General features: G+C 46.5%; 25 protein-coding genes. 9 read left to right on the top strand and 16 right to left on the bottom strand.

Features of this window, described 5'->3' with window-relative positions; translation table 11 throughout:
- The first annotated feature begins 111 nt into the window (after window positions 1-111).
- From OCV11_RS17430 to OCV11_RS17420, 3 genes are all read left to right on the top strand, one after another.
- Entirely contained in the window at window positions 112-1,008 is an 897-nt protein-coding gene (locus OCV11_RS17430) for a LysR family transcriptional regulator (RefSeq protein ID WP_261897296.1), read from the top strand.
- Between the two features lie 134 nt (window positions 1,009-1,142).
- A complete protein-coding gene (locus tag OCV11_RS17425; protein WP_261897295.1) occupies window positions 1,143-1,859 on the top strand; it encodes an SDR family oxidoreductase in 717 nt (238 codons plus the stop codon).
- 467 nt (window positions 1,860-2,326) lie between these two features.
- Window positions 2,327-2,617, top strand: a complete 291-nt coding sequence (locus tag OCV11_RS17420) for a YciI family protein (RefSeq protein ID WP_261897294.1) — start codon at window positions 2,327-2,329, stop codon at window positions 2,615-2,617.
- Between the two features lie 119 nt (window positions 2,618-2,736).
- On the opposite strand, the gene tnpA is transcribed toward OCV11_RS17420, so the two are convergent.
- The 4 genes from tnpA to OCV11_RS17400 form a co-directional block, all read right to left on the bottom strand.
- Entirely contained in the window at window positions 2,737-3,198 is a 462-nt protein-coding gene (gene tnpA, locus OCV11_RS17415) for an IS200/IS605 family transposase (protein WP_261893050.1), read from the bottom strand.
- 214 nt (window positions 3,199-3,412) lie between these two features.
- Window positions 3,413-3,919 carry an SRPBCC family protein gene (locus OCV11_RS17410; RefSeq protein ID WP_261897293.1) on the bottom strand — a complete coding sequence of 169 codons (507 nt, stop codon included), beginning with the start codon at window positions 3,917-3,919 and terminating at the stop codon, window positions 3,413-3,415.
- A gap of 189 nt (window positions 3,920-4,108) precedes the next feature.
- Entirely contained in the window at window positions 4,109-5,098 is a 990-nt protein-coding gene (locus OCV11_RS17405; RefSeq protein ID WP_261897292.1) for a zinc-binding dehydrogenase, read from the bottom strand.
- 14 nt (window positions 5,099-5,112) lie between these two features.
- On the bottom strand, window positions 5,113-5,622 hold the full coding sequence (locus tag OCV11_RS17400) for a lactoylglutathione lyase family protein (RefSeq protein WP_068718717.1): 510 nt from the start codon (window positions 5,620-5,622) through the stop codon (window positions 5,113-5,115).
- 331 nt (window positions 5,623-5,953) lie between these two features.
- Here OCV11_RS17400 and OCV11_RS17395 point away from each other — a divergent pair, with 331 nt between their 5' ends.
- The 5 genes from OCV11_RS17395 (at window position 5,954) to OCV11_RS17375 (ending at window position 10,242) form a co-directional block, all read left to right on the top strand.
- Window positions 5,954-6,862: a LysR family transcriptional regulator gene (locus tag OCV11_RS17395; RefSeq protein WP_261897291.1), complete on the top strand. Its 909-nt coding sequence runs from the start codon at window positions 5,954-5,956 to the stop codon at window positions 6,860-6,862.
- Between the two features lie 137 nt (window positions 6,863-6,999).
- The gene (locus tag OCV11_RS17390) at window positions 7,000-8,106 is read left to right on the top strand and encodes an alkene reductase (RefSeq protein WP_261897290.1); all 1,107 of its coding nucleotides are present in this window, start codon (window positions 7,000-7,002) and stop codon (window positions 8,104-8,106) included.
- A 99-nt stretch (window positions 8,107-8,205) separates the two neighbouring features.
- Window positions 8,206-8,895, top strand: a complete 690-nt coding sequence (locus tag OCV11_RS17385; RefSeq protein ID WP_261897289.1) for a type 1 glutamine amidotransferase domain-containing protein — start codon at window positions 8,206-8,208, stop codon at window positions 8,893-8,895.
- Window positions 8,896-8,914: 19 nt separating this feature from the next.
- Window positions 8,915-9,754: a type 1 glutamine amidotransferase domain-containing protein gene (locus OCV11_RS17380; RefSeq protein WP_261897288.1), complete on the top strand. Its 840-nt coding sequence runs from the start codon at window positions 8,915-8,917 to the stop codon at window positions 9,752-9,754.
- A gap of 20 nt (window positions 9,755-9,774) precedes the next feature.
- Window positions 9,775-10,242, top strand: a complete 468-nt coding sequence (locus tag OCV11_RS17375) for a DMT family transporter (RefSeq protein ID WP_261897287.1) — start codon at window positions 9,775-9,777, stop codon at window positions 10,240-10,242.
- 82 nt (window positions 10,243-10,324) lie between these two features.
- Here the strand turns inward: OCV11_RS17375 and OCV11_RS17370 are convergent, their stop codons facing one another.
- The 6 genes from OCV11_RS17370 to rbsD form a co-directional block, all read right to left on the bottom strand.
- A complete protein-coding gene (locus OCV11_RS17370) occupies window positions 10,325-11,329 on the bottom strand; it encodes a substrate-binding domain-containing protein (protein ID WP_261897286.1) in 1,005 nt (334 codons plus the stop codon).
- A gap of 18 nt (window positions 11,330-11,347) precedes the next feature.
- Window positions 11,348-12,271, bottom strand: coding sequence for a ribokinase (gene rbsK / locus OCV11_RS17365; RefSeq protein WP_261897285.1), 924 nt, complete (start codon window positions 12,269-12,271; stop codon window positions 11,348-11,350).
- Window positions 12,272-12,420: 149 nt separating this feature from the next.
- Window positions 12,421-13,299: a ribose ABC transporter substrate-binding protein RbsB gene (gene rbsB / locus OCV11_RS17360; protein WP_261897284.1), complete on the bottom strand. Its 879-nt coding sequence runs from the start codon at window positions 13,297-13,299 to the stop codon at window positions 12,421-12,423.
- Window positions 13,300-13,355: 56 nt separating this feature from the next.
- Window positions 13,356-14,339, bottom strand: a complete 984-nt coding sequence (gene rbsC, locus OCV11_RS17355) for a ribose ABC transporter permease (protein ID WP_261897283.1) — start codon at window positions 14,337-14,339, stop codon at window positions 13,356-13,358.
- Window positions 14,336-15,877 carry a ribose ABC transporter ATP-binding protein RbsA gene (rbsA, locus tag OCV11_RS17350; protein ID WP_261897282.1) on the bottom strand — a complete coding sequence of 514 codons (1,542 nt, stop codon included), beginning with the start codon at window positions 15,875-15,877 and terminating at the stop codon, window positions 14,336-14,338. Before rbsA ends, rbsC begins: the two co-directional genes overlap by 4 nt.
- A 67-nt stretch (window positions 15,878-15,944) precedes the next feature.
- On the bottom strand, window positions 15,945-16,364 hold the full coding sequence (gene rbsD / locus OCV11_RS17345; RefSeq protein WP_261897281.1) for a D-ribose pyranase: 420 nt from the start codon (window positions 16,362-16,364) through the stop codon (window positions 15,945-15,947).
- A 325-nt stretch (window positions 16,365-16,689) separates the two neighbouring features.
- On the opposite strand from rbsD, the gene OCV11_RS17340 reads away from it, so the two are divergent.
- The gene (locus tag OCV11_RS17340; protein ID WP_261897946.1) at window positions 16,690-16,953 is read left to right on the top strand and encodes a DUF3012 domain-containing protein; all 264 of its coding nucleotides are present in this window, start codon (window positions 16,690-16,692) and stop codon (window positions 16,951-16,953) included.
- A 69-nt stretch (window positions 16,954-17,022) separates the two neighbouring features.
- Here OCV11_RS17340 and OCV11_RS17335 read toward each other — a convergent pair whose 3' ends face one another.
- From OCV11_RS17335 to OCV11_RS17310, 6 genes are all read right to left on the bottom strand, one after another.
- Window positions 17,023-19,020 carry a peptidase U32 family protein gene (locus OCV11_RS17335; RefSeq protein WP_261897280.1) on the bottom strand — a complete coding sequence of 666 codons (1,998 nt, stop codon included), beginning with the start codon at window positions 19,018-19,020 and terminating at the stop codon, window positions 17,023-17,025.
- A gap of 228 nt (window positions 19,021-19,248) precedes the next feature.
- Window positions 19,249-21,198: an NAD(P)/FAD-dependent oxidoreductase gene (locus OCV11_RS17330; RefSeq protein WP_261897279.1), complete on the bottom strand. Its 1,950-nt coding sequence runs from the start codon at window positions 21,196-21,198 to the stop codon at window positions 19,249-19,251.
- Window positions 21,199-21,216: 18 nt separating this feature from the next.
- Window positions 21,217-22,476: an L-lactate MFS transporter gene (locus OCV11_RS17325; RefSeq protein ID WP_261897278.1), complete on the bottom strand. Its 1,260-nt coding sequence runs from the start codon at window positions 22,474-22,476 to the stop codon at window positions 21,217-21,219.
- Between the two features lie 398 nt (window positions 22,477-22,874).
- The gene (locus OCV11_RS17320) at window positions 22,875-23,093 is read right to left on the bottom strand and encodes a hypothetical protein (protein WP_261897277.1); all 219 of its coding nucleotides are present in this window, start codon (window positions 23,091-23,093) and stop codon (window positions 22,875-22,877) included.
- A 162-nt stretch (window positions 23,094-23,255) separates the two neighbouring features.
- The gene (locus OCV11_RS17315; RefSeq protein WP_261897276.1) at window positions 23,256-24,236 is read right to left on the bottom strand and encodes a toxic anion resistance protein; all 981 of its coding nucleotides are present in this window, start codon (window positions 24,234-24,236) and stop codon (window positions 23,256-23,258) included.
- 699 nt (window positions 24,237-24,935) lie between these two features.
- A complete protein-coding gene (locus OCV11_RS17310; protein WP_261897275.1) occupies window positions 24,936-25,286 on the bottom strand; it encodes a hypothetical protein in 351 nt (116 codons plus the stop codon).
- Window positions 25,287-25,414: the final 128 nt, after the last annotated feature.

Below are 25,414 nucleotides of genomic sequence, written 5' to 3'. Positions count from 1 at the left end.
TTTTTCCTTCGCTGTAACCGTTTTTTGCACTTTACCCTAATTATCATGCTGACAAAATCTCAAAATTCGGCACAATTGTACTGATTACCAACACAATAGAAAACGTTTGCTATGGATAACGCTACTCAACGCATCACGCTCAAAATGCTGCGCTACTTTTATCAGGTCGCGCAAACTGAAAATTTCAGCTTAGCAGCCCAGCAGCTCAATATCACCAAGTCACCGCTCAGCGCGCAAATTCGTGAGTTGGAGCAGCTCATGGAGGTCGAATTATTTCTGCGTGATACGCGTAACGTGCAACTGACACCCGCAGGCAAGCAACTACAAAAAGAGTGTCGTTTGATTTTTGATGTGCTCGACACCTCCATCAGTCGAGTCAAACAGCGCTATCGAGTTGACCACCAGACGATCAATATCGGTTTAATGAGTTCGATTTTCTGGGCGGGATTTGGCGATGCACTTTACCAGCTCCAACAGCGTTATCCTGCGACCAAATACAATCTGATTGAGATGTCACCAGGGAAACAGAAACAGGCGCTAGAGCAAGGACGCATTGATATTGGGTTGGTACGTTATGCCGATACGGTCAACGTTGCGCCACTTACCATGACCTCACTTTACCGCGAGAAAATGATGGTTGCCCTGCCCGAACATCACCTTTTGGCTAACCACAAATTGCTCAGCCTCAACCACCTTACTGAGCAGGAATTTGTCATGCTCAGTCGCGAAAATTCATCCTCCACCGATTGGATCATTCAGCGCTGTCAGCAGAGCGGCTTTCACCCCAATATTGTGCAGCAAGTGGTGGAGCCGAATACGCTACTGGCGGTGATTTCAACGCGTGGCATTTTGTCGATTGTGCCAGAAAGCTATGCCAGCCTTGCTTGGCCCCATGTCCGTTTTATCCCACTGCGTGAGGTGATTGCCGCTGATATTTGTGCGCTGACCGTCCAAGACAATCCACTGCTACAACAAACGCTCAATGAGCTTAAACAAGCGTTACAGTAGTTAAGGATTACCGCTAGCGCGTAGCAACGCAGGGTGCAGATCAACAAAGGAAATCACAAACTATGAGATAACTCGCTGAATCAACAGGGTGTTATCTCTAGAATAATGCGTTCTTTAGCTGATGGGCATTTCAAATGAAACAAGCAAAACAACTGAATTTCTTAGTAACAGGCGCAACCTCTGGGATCGGTAAATTACTGACTAAACAGCTGCTGGCGTTGGGGGCGAACGTGGCATTTTGTGGTCGCTCTTCGGCCAAAATGGATGAACTGTTACTGGACATTGGCGCAACCGAAAGCATTCTTTATCACGATAGTTTTGATGCCACCGATTTTGCTCATGTAAAACAGTTTGTTGCTAACGCACATGCCACTTTAGGCAGTATTGATGTTCTGGTTAACTGCGCTGGTGCCAATACTGCACGCAGTGCCGTCGCCGATTTGGCGATTGCGGATCTGCAACATCTCATCACCTTAAATACCGTATCCCCCTTTGTCTTTATGCAAGAGGTATACAATGTGGCGATGAAACCTCGCGAGCAAGGCACCATCATCAACGTGCTCTCTACCGTGTGCCAATTTGCTAATGAAAATATCGGTGCTTACACTGCCGCTAAATCCGGGTTTGATGCGCTCACTCAAGTCTTTCGCAAAGAAGTGCGCCCGATGGGCGTTAAAGTGTGTGCACTCTATCCCGGCGGCGTTGATACACCATTTCGCAGCACTGAGCGTCCGGACTATCTCGATGCACAAAGTGTCTGTGATGCGATTCTCTTTATGGCCACCCAAGAAGGCGTGGCAAGCGTAGACGAATTAACCATTCGCCCATTGGTAGAAAGAAACTTCCGCTAATCGCAAAGCACAATACCGTTTGCTCGGTATTGTGCGTTTTCGACGCTATCGATTGTGATGAGAGAGCAGCGATGGGAAAGCGAAAAGTGTAGCCGAGTTATAGCGAGGATTCAGCAGAAACGGTTTCGTGCTATGGCTGAGCGAGTTTCTGCCAGATGTTGGAAAGTAGGTTGAAGCATCGAACTACTGTGATAACCCAGCGACTTAGACATCATCTTTTCTAAAGACATTGTCTTCATAGTATGTTCAGAAAATAAAGACACACGGCCAGTAACATACTGTTCTATAGGTCATATTCTTCCTTGCGTTCACATACGTCAGAACATGTCTATGTGGTCACAAGCACTCAACTGGGCTCATAATCAGCTATTGGCAAATATAGGTCAAGAAATGACATGAGAAAGTGGTTGGGAAATTGTAATAAATTCAGTAGGATGAAGCTTATTATCTAGAAAAGGAGTCTCTCTATGTTTGTGGTTTCTTTAACCTACACTAATGGTATTGAAAAGGTTAACCAACACCTTGAAGAGCATCGGCAGTATCTTGATGAGCACTATGCCAAAGGTCATTTTATTGCATCGGGACGTAAAGAGCCGCGTACCGGCGGGGTGATATTGGCGCAAGGAATGACGCGCGCAGAGTTAGAAGAGATGATTACGTTTGATCCTTTCTATCGTAACCAAGCGGCAAGCTATGAAATCACCGAATTTGTGCCAAGCAAAACCAGCGAACAGCTAAACTTTTTGCAAGAAGCCTAACCCCGCATTACAGAAAAAAATATCCTCCGGCATAGCCGGAGGTTTTTCATATGCGCCTATAAGGCTCTCCTACCAGCAGCGCCCTAGCAGGCGCATCGTGATCTGACATTTGCATATGACTATTTCTTGCGACCCGTAAACGGGTTACCTGAATATGGGATCGACAGTTGCTCTCCCATTTTATCTTGATCTAATTGATGCTTGATGTAACTTTGGATCTGGCTTGTATTTTTGCCGACTGTATCAACGTAATAACCCCGGCACCAAAATTCTCGATTTCGGTATTTGAACTTCAAATCCCCAAATCGCTCATAGAGCATCAAACTACTTTTACCTTTTAAATATCCCATAAAACCTGAAACACTCAACTTCGGTGGGATTTCTAAAAGCATATGAACATGATCTTTACAGCATTCAGCCTCGAGTATATTCACGTCTTTCCATTCACATAGCTTTCGCAAGATTTCTCCAACTGCTCGACGTTTTTCACCGTAGAACACCTGCCTTCTATATTTGGGTGCGAATACTATATGATATTTACAGTTCCATCTTGTGTGAGCTAAGCTCTTCTCGTCCCCCATATTGGGACCCCCTTTCAATTTCTGATTAACTCTTGTAGTTGCCAGACCACAAGGTATTTCTAACAAATTGAAAGGGGTTTTATAACTGACTTATAGCTATAAGCTCAACGGAACCCCCCAGCCAAGCTGGGGGTTTTCTCTGTACAAGAAAAGAGAGCCTCTTTCGCAGCTCTCTTTCTGACTAAAACCATCAGCCCTGAAGACGGCTATTCGATTATTTTGCTTTACGTGCGGCAGCAACAAGACCATCTAACCACTCTTGGTGACCATTGATCATTGGATTTGGCTTAGTGTTTGCTAACTCTTTAGCTGGATTACCTTTTTGCGATTCCTGAGTCAGAATGCGTACGCGATTTTCCGACAAATCTTCAATCAACCATGCGTGGTGTACATCGAGACGTGTTTCACCTTCACCAGCCCAACCGTGCCAAGCAAGACGCGCTGGTTGACCGGCAACAGGAGCTACGCACTCAACACATTGAGATTCGACAGGGAAACCGAAGGTTTCAAAGTAAAAACGTACGCCATCGGTAAGTTCAGGCCCTTTGTCATCATAGAAACGGGGATTGGCTGAGTTAGCGTAGTAAGTTGGCCATTGTGCTGGGGTATTTAATAGTGGCCAAATCTCTTTTGTAGACAAACCAACCACAATCACTTCATTAGAACAAAAGTTGTCAGTGAACCCTGGTACAAAACCTTCAGGCCAAATAATATCGCTCATGATCATTTCCTCTCGTAACATTGGATTAAACGGATTATTTCGTTGAGGTCGATATCATCTGAGATTTGCCGGGTTCACTCCAATCACATTAAACGATACCTAATATAACGAATCTTTAGATCAGAAACGTTCGCGGTAGCAAGGTACGATTCTGTTTAAACAGCGTTGTCGTCCCAAAAATCGTCGTGACTATTGTATGGCAGCCACATATTTGCCGCAGGTATGTCCTAAGCGAATCTCAGTAAGCGCATCGGGTATGTCAGCCAACTCGATCACGGTAAGTTTAGGGGCTTGAATTTTTTGCTGTTCCATCAACAGATTCATCGTCATTCCCGCATTAACAATTGAACGGAAACCACGGTCACCGTAGACATGCCCGGAGCCTAAACTCAGTTGATGAAGCGTCAGACCACGTTCAAATGCTCGTTCATGTTGAGCAGAGTCGATGGTATTGACCAACTCCACTAACTGACCATCAAAGCCCAAACTTGCTGAAAGCACTCCTTGTCCCTTTTGACCAAAGCAATCTAAAGCGCAATCAATGCCATCCGAACCCACCGCCATTGCCAGTTTCTCAAGCAGCTTTTCATCGCGATAATCGAAGCAGTGAGTCGCCCCCAGCGAACGCACATAGTCGAAGTTTCGCTCAGAACAAATGGCTATCACTTGCGGTACGTTGAAATAACGACAAAGCTGAACAGCGTAACTACCCACCCCGCCACTCGCACCGTAAATCGCGACACTCTGTTTATGACTCGCCATATGCAGTTTATCATTAATGGCTCGATAAGCAGTCCACCCCGCACAAGGTGAAGCTGCAGCTTCGCAGGCATTCACCTCAGGGTGCGGCGTGAGTGTACGAGAATCTTGTACTGCCAGCTGAGCAAATCCACCTTGGCGACGGCGCATATTGCCATGATAAAGGACGCGATCCCCTAGCTGCCATTGGTGAACCTCTTTGCCTTTAGCAACAATGGTTCCCGATACATCCAAACCACCCACAAACTCACGAGTCCCGTCAGCCACTATTCCAAACCAGTAATTGACTTTGGCATCGACTGGGTTAAGACCGACCGCATCGACTTCAATCAATACATCGTAAGGCGATTCAAGCTGCGGTGTCGCCATATCAAAGGCGCAAAAAATATCATTATCCGGTTGATAAATAATGGCTTTCATAGACAAGTCTCGATTTAGTTGTAAGCGCCGCTAGAGTAAGTTAACTCATAACTGTGGCTGTAGATTTCTAGGATGTTGCCAAATGGGTCTTCCATATAAATCATGCGGTAAGGTTTCTCACCAGGGTAGTAAAAACGAGGTGCTTGCATGCGTTTCTTACCGCCAGCTGCAACGATTTTTTCTGCTAACTCTTCTACATTCGGATCTTGCACACAGAAGTGGAACACACCGGTACGCCAGTATTCGAAGTTGTTTTCTGGATTTTGTGCATTTTCAAATTGGAAGATTTCCACACCAATGCGATCACCGGTAGAAAGGTGAGCAATACGAAAACTCCCCCAGCCCTGACCGAAAACATCAGTACACATTTCACCAATCGGGCTCTCATCTTCGACGATGGTAGTTGGCTCCATAATGAGATACCAACCGAGCACTTCGGTATAAAACTTAACGGCCTTATCTAGATCGGGAACAGAAAGTCCGATATGAGAAAAGGTTCTTGGGTATTGCGTTGGGTTAGACATCAAAGATCTCCTCACTGCTTTTTCTTGATGTTATTGACCATGGTATTTCTGATCATGAGGTCATTCTACAAACTCATTTTTCAAATAAAAAATTATTAATTATTCTATTTTTAATAATTATACATTATTAAAAAATTCCTTAATAATGGTCAGATAAAGCGAAAGGCATTAAGGGTTATACGCTTAGAAGCTAGACAAATGTGTACCCATTTCGTGGTTTGACGAATGTGCAATCGCTGCTTACTGTAAATAAAACTGGGGCTGACCATGATGCAATGAACTTCGCCCTATTTTGACTTGATATCTGATGGCTAAAGGAGACTGCAGCAAGGTGAACAATGACATCCGCAATTTAGATCTGAATTTATTGAAAGCGTTCGATGCCTTGATGGATGAAGGAACCGTCACCCATGCCGCGCAACGTCTCTCGCTGACTCAGCCAGCGGTTAGCGCGATGTTGACCCGCCTACGCGACTATTTTAATGATCCTCTTTTTGTACGTGCTCAACGTGGCATGATCCCGACCGAACGTGCACTAGCGCTTGCACCACCCATCAAACAAGTCCTGACCGACATCAACTTGCTTTTACAACCCGTCCATTTTGACCCTCTCACCGCAGACATGACGTACACCATCGCGGCGACCGACTATGCATTAAAAGCGGTGATCGTACCTTTGATGTCCGAGTTAAAGAAACAAGCTCCAGGAATTCGCGTCGCCGTGATTGCGATTAATCCCGAAACCATGGTGAAACAGATGGAGCAAGGGGATGTCGATTTGGCCTTAATGACCCCAGAAACTACGCCAGTCGATCTGCATAGTCGCTCTTTGTATCAAGAGCACTATGTGTGCATGATGCGCGCCGAACATCCAGCGGCGCAAACAGGACAAATCACGCTAGAACAATTTTGTACCCTTGAACATATCTTGGTCTCCAACCATGGCGGCTTTTGGGGACCAACTGACGATGCACTAGAAGCAATTAGTGTGAAACGTCGCATCGGGCTGTCCGTCAATAGCTTTTTGGTGTTGCCGGAGATTCTGCGGATCACCGACATGATAGCCGTAGTGCCACGCCGACTGGCTTGTCGCCATGATCACGTGGTGATCATGGACACACCACTGGAAGTGCAAGGGTTTACCAAGAGCATGGCTTGGCATGAGCGTTCACATCGCAACCCCGCCCACCAATGGATTCGCGCGCTCTGTTTGGAAGCGAGCCAAATTCATCATCTCTGATATAAATTTCATTTATTTGGCACATAAACAGATCGCCATTTTCCTTCTAATCTCATCGCACTAGCATGGTTCTGTTATACCCGTTCGGTTAACCGTTCGGGTATTCCCTCATCTGTCATTTACCAGAGGAACCCACTATGACCGTGCTTTTTGATGATTATATTTTAAGCGGAAAACCACTCAAAAATAGAGCGGTTGTCGCGCCGATGACCAGTGCTCGCGCGCCTGGTAATGTGCCAAATGAAACCACTGTGCGTTACTACGCCCAGCGTGCCGATGCTGGACTTATTGTGACGGAAGGAACGCCGATTAGTCAGCAAGGCTGTGGCTTTGTCGATTGTCCGGGGATCTGGAATCAGCCGCAGATAGAAGCGTGGCGCAAAGTGACGCAGCAGGTTCACGACTTAGGCAGTGTTATTTTTACGCAGATTTGGCATGTGGGTCGAATCAGTCATGTGTCGCTGCAACCCAATGGTCAAGCGCCGGTGAGTTCAACGGCAACACAAGCCATTCATAGTAAAGCGTTTGGGTATGATAAGCAGGGACAACCCGGTTTTGTTACCGCCAGTAAACCACACCAACTCACTACCGAAGAAGTGCAAGCCATCGTCAATGAATTTGCCCAAGCCGCCGAGAATGCCATGGCAGCCGGCTTTGATGGCGTAGAAATTCACGGCGCGAATGGCTACTTAGTCGAACAATTTATCAATGGTGCCGTCAACGATCGCCAAGACCAATACGGTAGCGAAAGCATCGACAATCGCGTGCGTTTTGCGTTGGAAGTGGTTGATGCCTGCATCGCTCGTATCGGTGCAGACAAAGTCGGTATTCGTCTTTCTCCTTTTGGACGCCTGCATGAATTGGGTGATTTTCCACAAGAAGCCGAAACCTTCCTTCACCTTGCCACTGAATTAGATAAACGCCAGATAGCTTATGTCCACATCATGGACCAAGCCAGTCGCGGTGCTCCAGCCATGCCCGAGGGATTTTTAGCGCGTTTTCGTCGCGCCTTCACAGGCCCTTTAATTCTCGCTGGCGGGCTTGATTTAGCCAAAGCCAACCAACTTCTGGACTCTGGTGTAATTGACTTAGCGGCCTTTGGCGCAAGCTACATTGCCAATCCCGATTTGGTGGAGCGTTATCGTCATGGTTGGCCGATTGCTATCCCTAATCAAGATCTCTATTACGGTGGTGATGAACACGGTTATACCGACTACCCCACCTACAGCGGCCCCCAAAGCTAAGACTATTGTTTACGAGCCACACCGGTTGTGGCTCGTTTTTAAACAGTTGCAAACTCTATTCAATTTTTACATAACAGCCTGAATTAAGAGGTTCTATTTATGCCAGCGGCAAATCTAATCAAACCTGTACTCTTTGTCCTCACCAGTCATAAAGACTTAGGTCAAGGCCATGATGATTCAGGATTTTATCTTCCTGAATTGACTCACCCACTTCACGTTCTTGAACAAGCCAACATCCCCACCGCATTGGCCTCGATTCAGGGCGGTTTACCTCCCGTTTATGGGGTTGATCTTTCTGACCCAATTAACGAGCACTATTGGAACGATGAGACGTTTCAAGATCAATTGCGCAATTCTATCGCACTGGAGCAAGCCAATGCGGAGGAGTACAGCGCCATCTTGTTTGTCGGTGGACACGGCACCGTATGGGATTTTCCACAACATCCAGCGGTATTAACTCTAACTCGCACACTGTTCGAGAGCGATAAAATCGTGGCCGCGGTATGTCATGGCCCAAGTGCCTTAGTCAACGTCAAACTCAGCAATGGAGATTACTTGGTCGCAGGCAAAAAAGTGGCCGCGTTTACGGATTCTGAAGAACAAGCGGTCGGCATGACTGAGCTTGTACCGTTTCTTCTGGAAACCACTCTAAAACAGCGTGGTGCATTGCATCAATCCGCGCCTGATTGGACCAATAACGTGGTTGTCGATGGTAAGTTAATTACCGGACAAAACCCACAGTCAGCGCTGAGTGTCGGTGAAGCACTGCGCGATGCCTTATTAGCTTAACTTTATGGAGATATGTCACATGAAAGGGTTCAAACTTAGCTTACTCGCTTCTCTATTAATGGCGACAAGTACTTGGGCTAACGCGGCCAATGTGTTGGTCGTGTTGTCTGATAGTGACCATTTAGACCTAAAAAATGGTGTCACCTATTCAACGGGATTTTATCTCAATGAACTAATGCAACCGGTTAAGGCACTGCTTGATGCCGGTGATACCTTAACTTTCGCCACACCACTTGGCAAAGCACCGACTTTAGACCAACACTCAGTTAACGTGAAAGATTTTGGTGGTGATCAGCAAGCATTCGACGCACATGTAAAATTGCTTAAAGACCTCAAACTCACCGATCCAGCACACTCTCCTGTCATCAGTCTTTCCCGTGTAGAGCAAATTGGTTACAACCATTTTGACGCGATTTTTGTCCCTGGTGGTCATGCGCCAATGCAAGATCTCTCCGTTAGCCCAGCAATGGGGAAACTGCTTCAAGCATTTCATGCGGCCGGGAAACCAACCGCCTTAGTTTGTCATGGTCCAATAGCCTTAGTGTCCGCTTTGCCTGATGCCCAACAATACACGCAAAAATTGGAACAAAACCCCAAAGCAACCGATGCTCATTGGATCTATGCTGGCTACAAAATGACATCGTTTACCAATAATGAGGAAGAAGCAGCCAAAGGTATGTTCAATGGCGGTCAGTTGAAATTTACCCCACAAACCGCATTGACCAACGCTGGAGCCAAATTCTCCGTGGGCAATCAGTTTAAGAGCCATATTGTTCAAGACCGTGAGCTGATCACCGGGCAAAACCCTCAATCGGCATTAGCTGTCGTTCAAGCGTTAGAAAAACAGTTAACCCACTAATTTGAACGGTAAGGTCTTCGATGAATCTGTTCTATTTTGTCATCGCTTTAGCGGGCGGTGCTGGCCTATCCATACAAGCGGCGGTGAATAGTCGTTTAAGTGTAACGGTCGGCTCACAACCTTTGATCGCCGCCTGTCTCTCATTTGGGATTGGAGCCTTATGTCTTGGCGTTGCTTCACTTGCCTTTGCCAATTGGCAAGGCACGGCTGTTAATTTAGTGCACCAAGCCAGTTGGAAATGGTTAGGAGGCGTGATTGGTGCCGCCTTTGTCTTCACATCCATTTTCCTTGCCCCCAAAATCGGCATTACCAACGTGATGTTTCTTTTTATCATTGGCCAATTGGCAACCGGTTTATGTATCGATACATGGGGTTGGCTTGAAATGCCGACGCGCCCAGTACACTGGTGGCACTTTACAGGGCTGGCGATTATGTTGAGTGGACTGGTATTTTTTGTCTACGGTGAACGCCTGTTTGGCAAGATGTAATCACTCTTAGTCCATGTTTGCAGTGCAAAGCACGTAAACAACCGGGCATCCGATAAAGGATGCCCGTGTATTTTGGAATGACCTAACGCAGCACTTTAATGCTTTTACGCTCAATTAACGTCGGTTCTAACTGAATGATCTGTGGGGCACTTTCTGGATGTTGCAATTTGGCCAGCAGCGCTTCAACCGCCGCTTTGCCTAATCGATATTTAGGCTGATGAATGGTGGTCAGCGACGGCGTCATAAATTGGGCGATGCGAATGTCATCGTAACCAATAATCGAAATTTGTTCCGGCACGCTGATTTGCTGCTCAGCAGCGGCATTGATCGCTCCCATCGCCATCATATCGTTACTGACAAACAGTGCGCTGGGTAATGAATCACCCGCCATGAGCTGATTCATCGCAGCAAAGCCACCTTCGCATTCAAAGTTTGACTCAACTACCCACTCAAGATGTTCTGGTAAGCCGGCATCACTGAGGGCTTTTTGGTAACCTTCGTAACGACTTTTGGCCTGATGTTGATTGAGCGGGCCTGTAATACAACCAATGCGCCGATGCCCACAATCAATCAGATGCTGAGTCGCCATATAACCGCCGCGAAACGAGTTATCCAAAATCTTATCGCTACCATTCACCATTGGGCCCCAGTCCATCACCACCACGGGAATATCTGGATAGCGCTCAAACTCATCAAGATGCTCGCCTTCGAGGGTGGTACACATCAGCATTAGTCCATCAACCCGTTTTTGTAACAGGGTGTCAATCGAGGCGCGCATGCGCTCGCTGTCCCCTTCGGTGTTACATAAAATCAGGTTGTAACCTTGGTGATAGCAGCTTCGTTCCACTCCTTTTACCACTTCGCCAAAGAAGGGGTTAGTTGACGTGGTAACGAGCATACCTATGGTTTTAGTGCGATTCATTTTCAAACTGCGCGCCAAAGCAGAAGGCGCGTAGTTGAGTTGTTTTGCCGCGGCGTTGACCTTCTCGGCAATTTCGTCACTGACAAAGCGAGTTTTATTGATCACATGGCTGACCGTGGAAGTCGATACTCCTGCAAGTTTCGCGATGTCTTTCATGGTCGGCATAGGATAAGGTCCTTCGTACTAGTGAAAATGCTGTGCCAAAAATTCGTCCACTTCCTGACGATGCGGAATCGAGGTTTGCGCACCAAAGCGTGTTACCGAGATTGCCGCCGCAGCGTGAGCAAATTGGATCGCTGATTCTAAAGGCATTTTCTCTAGCAGACCAGCCACAAACGCGCCATTAAAAGTATCACCTGCTGCTGTGGTATCAGTCGCTTTAACGCGAAAACCAGCGATAATGCGACCTTGTCCTTGTTCACTCACCCACACGCCTTTAGCGCCAAGGGTAATCATCACGGTATGAATGCCTTGATCATGCAGTGCTTGAGCCGCTTTCGCAGCGGATGCTTCATCGACTACCGCAATGCCAGTTAACACTTCGGCTTCAGTTTCATTTGGAGTAATGATGTCGATATTGGCAAGCAATTGTGCAGGTAGGGCTTTCGCTGGCGCTGGGTTTAAAATCACTTGTGTGTGCGCTTGTTTTGCCATAGCCGCTGCCGCAATCACCCCTTCCATCGGAGTTTCCAGTTGCATCAGCAGATAATCGGCTTGCTCAATCGCTTGGCGACTTTGGTTTACAACCTCAGTGGTCAAATGATCATTCGCTTCTGCGGAAATACAGATGGTATTTTCACCTTCGTCAGAGACTTGGATCATCGCAATACCAGTTGGGCAATCTTGTTCAATACGCACATGCTCGATGTTCATACCGTCTTGGGCAAAATGGTCACGAATATCACGGCCAAAGGCATCATCGCCCACACAGGCAATAAAGCCGATATCGGCTTGCAAACGAGCTGCCGCCACTGCTTGGTTTGCACCTTTACCACCAGGGATAACTTGATAACGATTCCCGTGAAGCGTTTCACCAGGACGAGGAAAACGAGGAACCTGAAGTACGTGGTCTGCGTTAACGCTGCCTAACACCACTAACTTATTCATAGAAACTTTCCTTTACGTGATAAAAACTGAAAGAAATACGCTCTGCACCCTAACTGTTCGTCACTAGATACCATCGCATGGAATCAGTAAGTCAGAACCTATTTCTTTCAGCGCTGCTCCCCATTGAGGAGCAGCCTGAACCCATAAAATTATTGAGTCACTATCTTCAATGGAACTGGGATAGATTTTTCAACAGTTTGGCCTTTTAGCATTTTATCTGCTGTTTCCACACCTAATGCACCAATCAAATCAGGTTGTTGGGCAATGGTTGCGCCCAATTTGCCACGTTTTACCGCTGCAATACCATCTTTTGTCCCATCAAAACCAACAATCAATACTTTCTTGCCTGATGCTTGCACAGCGCGTAAAGCACCCAATGCCATCTCATCGTTTTGTGCAAATACCGCTTGAACCTCTGGATGGGCAGCCATTAGGTTTTCCATAACGTTCAACCCTTTAGTACGGTCGAAATCTGCAGGTTGGCTAGCGAGCAAGTCCATTTGTGAACCTTTGACTGCTTGCATAAAACCTTGACCACGTTCACGCGCCGCAGAAGTACCGGCAATGCCTTCAAGTTGAATCACTTTGGCTTTTTGACCTACTTTTTCCATGATGAAACGACCGGCCATTTCACCACCAGCCACGTTATCCGATGCAATGTGTGCAACCACTTTGCCATGACTTGCGCCACGGTCGAGGGTGAGCACTGGAATATTTGAACGGTTAGCCAGACGAATGGCGTTTGATACCGCATCCGAATCGGTTGGGTTGATCAAAATCGCTTTTACACCGCGTACAGTCAAGTCTTCCACGTTAGAAAGCTCTTTACTTGGGTCATTTTGCGAATCAAGCACAATTAGGTCGTAACCTAATTCTTTTGCTTTTGCTTCTGCGCCTTCTTTCATAGACACGAAGAATGGGTTATTTAGGGTAGAGAGAACAATCGCCATGGTATCTTGCGCTTGTGCTGCTACTGAAACAGTTGAGCTCAAAAGAGCTGCTGAGATAAGCATCGCCAATTTTTTCATAAGTAGGTTCCTTCGGGGTAGAGGTTGAGTCTGGTCATAGCCAGACTCGTGTGTTGTTATTTGTTTTTATTGTCCACTAGCACAGCCAGCAGAATGACAACGGCTTTGGCAATCATTTGGTAGTAAGACGACACATCCAAAAGGTTAAGCGCGTTATTTAGGAAACCGATGATAAGCGCACCAATCAAGGTTCCCATGATTTTGCCTTTACCGCCCATGAGGCTGGTACCACCAAGCACCACGGCAGCAATCGCATCCAGTTCGTAACCCATACCAGCGGTAGGCTGAGCAGAAGAGAGTCGCGAGGTCACAATCAATCCTGCTAGAGCAGCCAGCAGACCACAGATGGCATACACACCGATTTTGACGCGATCAACGTTAATCCCAGAAAGACGAGTCGCCGATTCGTTACCACCAAGGGCATAAACATAACGACCAAAGCGAGTGTGATTAAGCAGATACCAAGCACCAGCAAATACCACCACCATCAGCCACACTGGCACTGGAATACCCAGTAGATAACCGGTACCAAACCAAGCAAATGCATCCGATGCATCACTAAAACCTGTCGAAATTGGTCTACCATCGGTATACACCATGGTGACGCCGCGCAGTAAGGTCATGGTAACCAAAGTGGCGATGAAGGCCTGAACTTTACCTTTGGCGATGATCACACCACTAATGGCACCCAGTACAGCCCCCGCCAATAAAGAGACAGGAACAGCCACAATCACCGGCACTTCTAAAGCGATCATACTGGCGGCAAATGCACCGGAGAGTGCGAGCACTGAACCAACACTTAGGTCGATACCGGCAGTCAAAATCACCAATGTCATCCCAACTGCGATGATCGCATTGACCGAAGTTTGACGCAGGATGTTCATTAGGTTGCCAAAGGTGAAGAAGTTAGGGTTAAGCACCGACACTACAATCACAAGGACAAGCAACGCGATCAGCGATTTCTGCTCAACTAATGTCTCTTTGGTTAACCACTTCTTACTTGGAGTCGCGGTGGATTTATTCATGGTTTCGGTACTCATGCTGGTTCCTCGTTTAATAAGGTCTTTGGCTGATTCGCTGTTTGGCGTTGAGGGGTTCGCCCTACAGCACAGGCCAATAAGTTTTCTTGGTTTGCTTCGGTAGCGCTAAATTCGCCACTGATACGACCTTCATGCATCACTAGGATGCGATCGCTCATACCGAGCACTTCTGGCATTTCTGAGGACACCAAAATGATGCTCATGCCTTCCGCTTTAAACTCATTAATCAGTTGGTAAATCTCTTTTTTCGCACCGACATCGACACCACGCGTCGGTTCATCGAGGATGAGAATTTTAGGTCGTGTCATCAAACCTTTGGCGATCGCCACTTTCTGCTGGTTACCACCAGAAAGGTTGCCAATGATCTGTTCGCGTTTCGGGGTCTTGATATTGAATAGATGAATGAAATCATCCACGGCCAGTTTTTCTGCGCCATGTTGAATTTGCATGCCTTTACTCAATTGCGGCAAAGCGCACAAGCTCATGTTCTCTTTCACCGATAACCCAAGGATTAAACCATCCCCTTTGCGGTCTTCGGAGATATAGGCGATGCCTGCGTTCAAACCATCTTGTGGTGAATGAGCGTCAACCAATTGTCCATCGACTTTCACTTCGCCGGCGGTTTTAGGTAGTGCGCCATAGATGGTCTTCATCAGCTCGGTACGGCCAGCGCCCATTAAACCAGAAATGCCTAAGATCTCCCCTTTACGTAAGGTAAAGCTCACGTCATGCACACCTTTGCCACTGAGGTGTTCCACCGCAAGAGAGACATCGCCCTGTTTAACGGCTACTCGAGGGTACTGTTCATCCAAACGACGCCCCACCATCATTTCAATCAAACCTTCTTCGTCGGTCTCTTTCACTGCACATTGGCCGATAAATTTGCCGTCACGAAGCACTGTGATGTCATCACAAATTTCGAAGATCTCTTTGAGACGATGGGAGATATAGACAATGCCGCAACCTTGGTCACGCAGTTCATTGATCACGTTAAAGAGCGATTGCGTTTCCGTGTCGGTTAACGCATCGGTCGGCTCATCCATAATGATCACTTTGGATTCAAAAGAGAGCGCTTTGGCAATTTCCACCATCTGCTGCTCACCTAAACTCAGCTCACCAAGCAATGTGCGCGCACTGTGCTTTACATTAAGACGCGCCAACAACTCATCGGCTTTGCGATACATGGTCTTCCATAGGATGCGACCAAACGGCGATACCATTTCTCGACCAAGAAAGATATTCTCAGCAATCGTCAGTTCAGGAATCAAATTCAACTCTTGGTGAATGATACTGATACCTGCTAATTGCGACTCTCTTGGCCCTTTAAACTTGACGGGAAGACCTTGGTACTCAATGCTACCCGCGTCTTTGTTATAAATACCGGTGAGGACTTTCATCAACGTGGATTTACCCGCGCCGTTTTCCCCCATAAGCGCCATAACTCGTCCCGAATACACATTCAGACTCGCCTTATCCAGCGCTTTCACACCTGGAAATGCCTTTTCAATCTGAGTCAGAGCTAAAATTGGCTGGGTCATGTTCGGTCCTCAATTGTTCTGTTTTACTAAGCTAGAATTCATTACTGCAACACGTGATAAGTGTGAGTTAAAACACCACGCCGACTTGGAAAATCACGTTGGCATAAGGCGTACATTCACCTGTGCGGACAACGGCTTTGCTATGATGAGTGCGCGTTTTAAACTCTTCGTGTGGCAGGTAAGTGATAGCGAAAGCTTTACCACACTGCTGCTCTTCTTTATGCAGCACCGATAACAGCTCATCGTGCAATTGAGGGCTCACTTTGACGAACTCTTCCGCCAAAATCACACCTTCAATTTGCGATTCAGACAACAGTGCTTTCACTGTATCGATGAAAGCAGGAATCCCTTTGGTTAATGCTAAATCGATACGTTGCGCCGATGCTGGAATCGGTAAACCTGCGTCGCAAATGGTGTATTCATCGGTGTGGCCGAGAGTCGCCACTAAATGAGAGAGTTCAGCGTGAAGAAGTGTCGCTTTTTTCATGATTTCACCTTATATGGCATGCGATTCATATACATTTGGTGGCAAAAGAGCCGATCATCGAATCTTCATAAAATCGCCATCGAAACGTTTCGATGGCATAGTAATGAGTCAGCGAAACGTTTTCATCACGATCAAAATCAGAGTGTGAGTTCAGTCAGTAAAAAATTTCAATTTACAAAAAAATGAGTGATAAGGATCACGTAGACTTAAGGGAAGCTCAGGACATTTGGCAGGGATTTAACATAGCAACAGCAGATCCGGCTAGACTAATGGCTATGGACATGCACCATTCCTATTCCCTTTAAGAAGTTGGATACTCTTCATGATAAAAAGAACGCTGTTATTGATTGTTACTGCGATGACACTCTCCGCCTGTGGCGATGAAGTTGGGAGCAAATCTTGGTGCCAAGACTTGCGTGATAAACCCAAAACCGATTGGAGTAGTCAAAACGCCATCGATTATGCCAAACATTGTCTACTCAATAATGAAGTGGGCAGTGAGCAGTGGTGTAAAGGGATGGACAACACACCCAAAGGCGATTGGACGGCTAACCAAGCCACATCTTACGCTAAACACTGCGTCCTTTAGCCAAGTTAGCTTCTATACCCAAGTAACATGAAAAAAGAGAGCCACATTGCTGTGGCTCTCTTTTTTTGTTTAGGCTAATCCTTTGAGATATTGATCATTGGTGGTCGGAGCTACCGACGCAAGTAACTGCTCACTTGCGCTCTCTCGCAATTGAGGTTCACAAAGCTGTTTAAACAGTGATACCAGCGTTTCACGGTCCAAATTCACCTTGGTTTCGGTCGGTACGTCACGTAAATCAATGAACAGATCAGTAAAGAGCTGTGGCAGATCCTGCACCACTTGCAGGTTCATACAATGATGTTGATGATAAATACTGTTGTGTTCGCCTCTTTGTTTATCAATCACATAGGATGAACCATTGAGATTGATGATCGACGCAGACTTCTTACAGCTCGCCAAGCACCCTTTAGTGACCCGCTTTTTACGACAACCAATGGTTTGTTGGAACATGCATTGGCGACTCGTTAGAAGAACTAAAGGATGGTAGACGCTGTAGCAAAGACGAAATTGCTCTGGACGCACCACATGCTTCATCTGTTTTGCAGAAATCTCATTCGACAAAAATGCGCCAACACATTGATACTCTTCCTGTAAGCAGTGCAATGCATAGGAGTTGGTTAGGTTAAGCTGCGGGCCTGCAACCCATGCAATCCCTAACTGGTTAGCTAAGGTGGCGACCCCAGTGTTGTTGGTCACGATAAGCGCTGGAGATAAAGACTCGAGCAATGTTTGCGCTGCATCGAAATCGTCGCCAATCAGCACCGCTGGGAACCACGCAATCAAGTGCGGATGCTGCGCAAAAAGCTCAAGCATCGCTGGCAACTGACGCGCGAGTGCTGATGGTAAAGCGTAGTAAACACTCACCTCTTGCCCACGGTAGCGAGCCGCATCAGCACTGTCGCCAATCAGCACATTTAGCCGCATAACATTGGGCTCATCACTCCTGTGCTGAGATTTCAATACCGGAACTTGAATATCCGCAATCTTGTTTTTACGCCCAGGCTCTTGATGCACTTCTTGGTCAAGGTCAGCGATACGCTGCTGCATGTGCGTCATGATTTGCGTGTTGTCGTCATACACTTTTTGCTTGATAAGGCGTTTTTGCTCTTGATCAGACACGCCCGCTAGCTGAGCAAAATGGTCACCCGCATGGTTACGCGGGTTATCAATGTACATATCGCGATTAATAGTGCCTGTTAAATAACCGGCTGAAAAATCGCGGTTAAACACCTTGTACAGCTCGCTCGTATCGGTCAGCAACTGCCCTTTTTGTTCATAGCTGTCGATCTGTTTACGCCACTGATCCACTACGGTATACACATAGTGCGATTGCTTCATGCGCCCTTCCACTTTGAGGGAATAGACGCCGGCATCGGCCAATGGCGCAAAATCTTCGTAAGCGGAGTTGTCTTTCATATTCAGCGGATGAGAGACACCTACATCGGTTTTTTGGTAGGTATCGCGACATGGTTGGCTACAACGCCCGCGGTTACCGGAAGCGCCGTTACGCGCTGAACTCATGTAACACAACCCCGAATAACCAATGCAGTAAGAACCGTGCACAAACACTTCCAGTAACATATTGTGCTGGCGACCAAAGTTGGCTAACCGCGTGATTTCGGGTAAATCCAACTCACGGGACACATTGACCCGGCTGGCATTGAGGTTACCCAAAAAACTCATCTGCCCTTCATTGTGGGTGTTTAACTGTGTTGAGGCATGCACATCCAGCATCGGGAAATAGTGTTTGATGATGTAACCCAGGCCTAAATCCTGAATAATCACACCATCAATGTCAGTGTGTACTAACTGGTTCAGCAGGCGTATTACGGCTCGAATTTCACTTTCAAGCAAGATGATATTAAGGGTCAGGAATATTTTGCAATCGTGAGCGTGGGCAACCACCAGAATGGCTTTAAGGTCATCGAGGGTCAAATTGGAGGCACGGTTACGAGCATTAAAGCGTTCTAGCCCGCAATAAACCGCATCGGCACCTGCCACGATGGCCGCCTTTATCGACTCAAGATCGCCACCAGGGGCCAACAATTCAAACTGACTTTTACTCACGACAACTTCCACTGACTTACTATTGATTTTGGGCTGGCCATTCTACTACTCAAAGTAAGGGAATTGCCAATAAGTGTGATCAATATCTAGGTGATTAATGGCGTGTTGAGTTAATACAATGACCTACATTCGCTTAGAGTGGTTAACTAAAAACGGTCAGCGCACAATAACAAGGCAGCCACATGGACTGCCTTGAGTATTACTTTCGATGTCTATGACGCTGGGAGGCTAGATATCTAACGCCGCATGATGCCCCTGATAGATAGCGGTGGTAATGCTAGAGACTTTCACGCAATCTCCCACTTGCGCCACCATAGGTGCACAATCCCACAGTTCATCAACAGCCTTACGACGCGATCGCTGTCCAACCGCACACAAAACGCTGGTTCCTTCGACTAATACTTGCTCACCTTGGTCAGTGGTACATAACACCCCATGAGGCAACACTTCTAAAGCTCTATGGTTTTTGAGTACTTCAATGCCCATATTCTCGATTTCTGCCAGCAAGATGGGGCGATGACGAATGTTGGCATCGGGTGACAGTGCATCGTTCATTTCAACTAAGCGCACGCGTTTGTTTTCGCGTGCAAAGTGAATCGCCGCTTCACACCCAGCCAATCCACCGCCGAGCACCACAACATCATCCGTAATAACGTCTGGTTTGCTGTGATAATCATTGATGGTGACCACGTTCGCCGCATCAATTCCTTTAATTGCCGGAACGAAAGGCTCAGAACCTACAGCAATAATGATGTGATCCGCATTCACCGCATCCGCGTACGCTTTATCCACTTTGGTGTTCAAACGAAACTCGACGCCCGCATCTTGGCATAAACGACCAAGAGAACCACCCAATTGGTACATCTCATACTTAAATGGAATGGCTTGTTCACCAATTAAGATCCCGCCTACTTCAGCGTTTTGATCACAACAAATCACTTCGTGACCACGTTTAGCAGCGGTTAATGCGGCGCGAAGTCCACCAGGGCCAGCCCCAACCACCAACACTTTTTTCTTATCGGCAGCAGGCACAATTTCCATTCCATCCAGTTCACGACCGATGAATGGGTTGACCGTACAGCGACGCGTCGAGGTTTCAGCACGTTCAGCCATACAAGTGAAGCAGCGCAAACAACGCACGATGCGATCATCTTGGTTGGTAATCACTTTCTTTGGTAACTCAGGGTCGGCAAGCAGTGCCCGAGCCATTTCCACAATATCGGCTTTGCCAGAGGCGATGATCTCTTCCATATGCTGAGGATCATTTAAGCCACCAATAGTTGCCACTGGCACACTGACGTTCTTTTTGATCGCTTCAGCCAGATAGACGTTACTGCCATGAGGCAAAAACATTGATGGGTGCGTCACGCCAAAGCCGCGTTGGTAAGTCCCAGCAGAGACGTGGATTAAATCGACACGACTTTCTATCAGTTGCGCAATTTTAATTCCCTCTTCCAAATCATAGCCACCGTCGAACAGCTCTGAACCACTCATACGAAACTCGATAGGGAAACCTGGGCCAACCGCTTTGCGCACGCTGTCTAACACTTCTTGAGCAAAACGAACACGGTTTTCTAAGCTGCCGCCATATTGGTCGGTACGTTTATTAAAATATGGCGACAAAAATTGGTTAATTAACCAACCGTGGCCGCCATGCACCATGATCATTTCAAAGCCAGCTTTTTTCGCCAGCAATGCTTTTTCACCATAAGCTTTGACGATATCGTCGATAAGCTCTTGTGTTAGCCCGCGGACTTCACGACCATCAGGACGTACGGTCGCACTTGGCCCCCACTGACATAGACCCGCTTTCTTCTCTTTATCAACAAGGTAAGTTCCCGCATATTGACCAGAGTGCGACAGTTCCACGCTCGCAATGGCGCCGTGACGACGTATCGCATCGGCAGTGTAAGTAAAGCTGGCTAGCGATCCGGGTGTTTGCAGATCAAGATGATACATATGCGAGCCTTCAGTTTCTGGGTGAACCACCAGCTCACTGACCGTCACACTTGCGACACCACCTTTGGCACGGTATTCATAAAATGCCGTGGTTTTGGGGCCAATCGTACAATCTGCAGTAATGTCGGTACCGCCCATAGGCGCACCGAACATGCGGTTGCGGAAATAGACGTTACCAATTCGAATCGGCTTACTTAAATGAGGAAACTTTCTTTGCATGACATTGCTCCGGATGCGTTATTGAGTTTTATAATTCAGTTGTAATTGAGCGCGGTTATTCAGGGCACGATAAACAAAGGAGAGCACTAAACCGACGAAACTAAAGGCGATACCAACAAGGAATGAAGTTTTAAAACTCCCAGTGCTGGTCAAAATGGAATGCATGATGGTTGGACCGGTATAGCCTGCAATCGCAAAACCGATAAACATAATGCCGAAGTTCACACTGTTGTGGCGGGTGCCAAATTGGTCAGTAGTGAAGCCAGGGAATACGCCCATAAATGCCCCAAAACAGCCACCCACTAGGCAAATACCAATGTAAAAACTAGTGATATCACCTTGTCCAGAGATATAAAGGGAATACAAGCCAAACATGGTAAAGAGTAAGGCAAGAGCTAAGGTGTTATTACGCCCGATACGGTCAGAGAGCCAACCCGCAATCACACGTCCACATACGTTGAACAGTGCCAAAGTAGACACCACGGCCGTCGCGGCTGCAGTCGACATACCAATCATGCGTTGAGCCATTGGCGCGGCAAGAGCAATACACATCATCCCAGCGACAGCGCCACTGGTTAGCATCACAATCAAGACGTAGAACATTGGGCTAGCCAACATTTGGCGCCAGTTTTTATCGACCGTTTTCGAACCTTTGGCTTTGTTAGCGTCTAGATTCCACCCGGCTGGCTTATAGTTATCTGGGCATTTACTGATAAAGAATGCACTGCCGCAAACAATGATGATGAACGCTGCACCGATGATTTTGAATGATGCGATAACGCCCATATTTTCTGTAATCAATGAGGCGATGGGAGGCAAAATCACAGAGCTAATCCCAAAGATCGCGGTCGTTAAACCGCCAACTAAACCACGTTTGTCTGGGAAATATTTAATGCAGGTGCTGATGGTGGCACCATACACCATGCCTAAACCTAGTCCAGTTAGTAAGCCATAGGCCCAAACGAGATGTTTTACTTCAGTGGCCATGCCACACAGGAACATACCGCCGCCAAACATCAGACCGCCAATGAAAATCACCGTTTTAGGGCCAAATGTATCGTTGATTTTGCCGCCAGTGATCATCGTAATTGGACCTACCGAGTTACACACGATAAACACAATCGCCAGATCAGCCCCCGTAAGATGACTGCCATGCAGTTGATTTAAGTAGTCGGCCATCGGTGCTGAGAAAACACTCCACGCATACATAGAGCCTACGCATAAGTTGATAAAGCAGCACGCAACCAAAATAGACCAGCGTTTTGTTGATGTATCCATCGTTAAAGCCTCCTTGTTACTGAAATGAAGAGGTTTTTTTCTTTCATCATGTTCACCATTATTGCGAATCTAATCGCTATCTAAGTTTGAAATCATGTCAATATTGACATGTTCAAAGGAACAAATAATTGTTGTGAATCATTTTTAGATAAGGAATACGATGCATAAAGAAAGGAAAAATTACGCGTTGATCTACAGCAATTTCGGTTAAAAAATTATGAAATACAGTGCTTTATTCCAAATATAAGCAAAGGAGTTGTTCGATAGCAATATGAACAACTAGGCGCAGGAAAAATGACATTAAAAAATGTGTTTAGTGGAGAAACAATAACCAGAGGATCAAAAAAGGCCATCGCTGAGTGATGACCTTGAATGGTTATTGCCGAGATAGAAATGCTCTAATGAGACTCGGAGGTGGAGCTATGGCTCAGTGACGGTGGGACTTTCGATTGTGTAGCAAACAGCAGCCCAAGCACGACCACACCGATGATCGTCCCCGCAGGCCATCCGGGCAGAAGCAGCACACCATAAGCCAATTTTCCTGCTCGATGATCTTTCACGACCGACCAAATGCCCAATATCGCCATGATCAAACAGAGGATGGGAATAATGGTCATGAGCGAACCGACCGTCGAATCAAACCCGAAACTCCCCGCCATTCCCGAGAGAAAAAAACCTGCTGCGGTGAAAACCAGCATAAATAAGCTCATGATTATAATTAGAATATTAGTTAACGTAGCCACGTTGTCTTCCTAAATTAGATAATGAATTGGGTCGATTTACAGTGAATCACACTCAGCCAGCGTTTGTGATAACGTCTGATTAAGCTCATCAAATAGATGTCGAATATTCAGTTGAGCTTGTTCACTCTTCGCTTTATTGGTCTTGGCATGCGTAAGCATGTTGCTTAGCGTTTGGTGCATGGCATTCACTCTCTTTTGCACCACGGCTAACTCAGGGGCTTGCTCCTTTTGTTCTGCAGCATCAACCAGCTCCTGCTGCCAAGACCTTAATGTGTCACACATAATATCTTCGATACCTGCAAGTAGTATCTGGTTCCCTTGTTGTGTAAAACGAATTTGTGGTGCGAGATTGAGCGCAGCGAATCGTGCCATCATAAGTTGATCCACTCGTTCATCGAGTTTCATCACCGCCTGAGTCGCTTCCTGATATTGCTGCGCATCGATAATATGGCCGCTCTTTTGTGCTTGCTCTTGAAGCTGAGGTAACACGGTATGGTTAAGCTGAGCCAATCGAAACTGACCCGCTTCGATATGCATTTCCAACTGCTGAAGTAGATTGGCACAGTAGTGAGTTAACTGCTCGAATTGGCTCAGTTGTTGGCCGAGTTTCACCATTTGACCTTGAAGCTCTAGTATCAGTCGATCGAACTGGACTTTTTGGGAATCTACGTAGCAACAGAACGTCTTCACGGGATCATATCGTTCACCAATTAAAGGCAATTTCGATAGGAAAGAGGGCTGGAAAAGTTGCTCAAGTGCGGGAGACTCCACCACATCGACCATGGCTTGTAATAGATTCACCGTCTCACCCAACTCAACGCGCTGCTGATGGGCAGATAATTGCGGGGCTAGTTCCACCATTTCATTCACCACTGCGATGCCAAAATCTTTCATCGCTACAACATCGAGGGGATCGAATGTCTCTGCCAAATCAAGGGCTGCCTGCGACAAAATAAGCTCAGGTGCTTGGATAAAATCACAGCTAAAGGTCATCGAAGCTGATGCCATTTCATTCATAAGCTTCTCCTAGGTATCGGCGACGCCAGATAAGAGTTGGACAAGGGAATAAAACATGACGCAATAATGGATGTGCAGATTGGCTTAGAAAAACAGCAGGAAGGAGGTTAAGTGTCATAACCCAAGCTAGCGTATCGCTAACCCATTTGAGAAAAATAGAATAATCATGAACGCCCAGCCGGACATCTCTGGTCGAGGTAGGTATTGGTTTTACCACCACTCTCTTTTGTCTTGAATGAAGCTGCATAAACTTCATATCACTACATCGACGAAGTAAAGCTGTGGAAAATAATAATAAGAGACTTAAAAAAGCCTGTGATTTCATATTTACCAACTGGACGTTATTTATCTTTCAATCGTTATACGGTTCATACTCTTTTATTCTTGGTAAGAATCCGTTCATTTGTGGAAAGTGACCGATTATCGTATCGGTTATTATCACTTCCTAATAAAATTTAATTATTTAAAATCAGATAGTTATTTAAGACTTATCTCATCGACAATGCAAATGTCATTCGAACATCTCACGGTGATAAATAGACGATGTCTAAACCCAAGACTTATCATGACGAGCAAAAGTTAAACGGTATAAGAGATGTTGCGACTTAGTGCTATCTGAATGTTTTTCTAGCCACTAAATAGACTACTTGATCATAGAGTTAGCTCGTAGTGGTGCGACAACAAAATGGGTACAAGTTCTCATTTTTTTGGCTCTCCTGACACGGAGACTGAAATCAAGTTGGGCTCTTGCTTCACGATCTTTAATGGTGTGTCTTTTATCGCTACAGCAAGTGCTTGGCGAATCGACATTTGTCCTTTGACCGGATTAACCCCTATCGCTGCTGTCTGTGATAAATCCGTTTCAATAAAGCAGCCTGTCGCATGCGCTAGCTGTTGGGCTGTCTCATCAAAACGTGGAAACGCAAAGTCATATTGAGCGATACGGTCACATGCGCCAGATAACTCAGGAACGCCCCCGTCAGACTCCATCGGAGCAGCCACACATCCTGACATAAGGGCAACTAACCCCGCTAACCACAAATAACGCATTATTATCTCCTCACACATTCCGATTCGCGACTCTGAGCCAACCAGCACACTCACTTGGCTTAACTCGATAACATGTTACACTCACTCGAGTCACATTGTCTTATCACTACAAAGCATTTTCGTCTGCT

It is taken from the genome of Vibrio porteresiae DSM 19223, assembly GCF_024347055.1.
In the GTDB taxonomy this organism is placed as follows: domain Bacteria; phylum Pseudomonadota; class Gammaproteobacteria; order Enterobacterales; family Vibrionaceae; genus Vibrio; species Vibrio porteresiae.
This window is presented reverse-complemented; position numbering and strand designations above follow the sequence as displayed.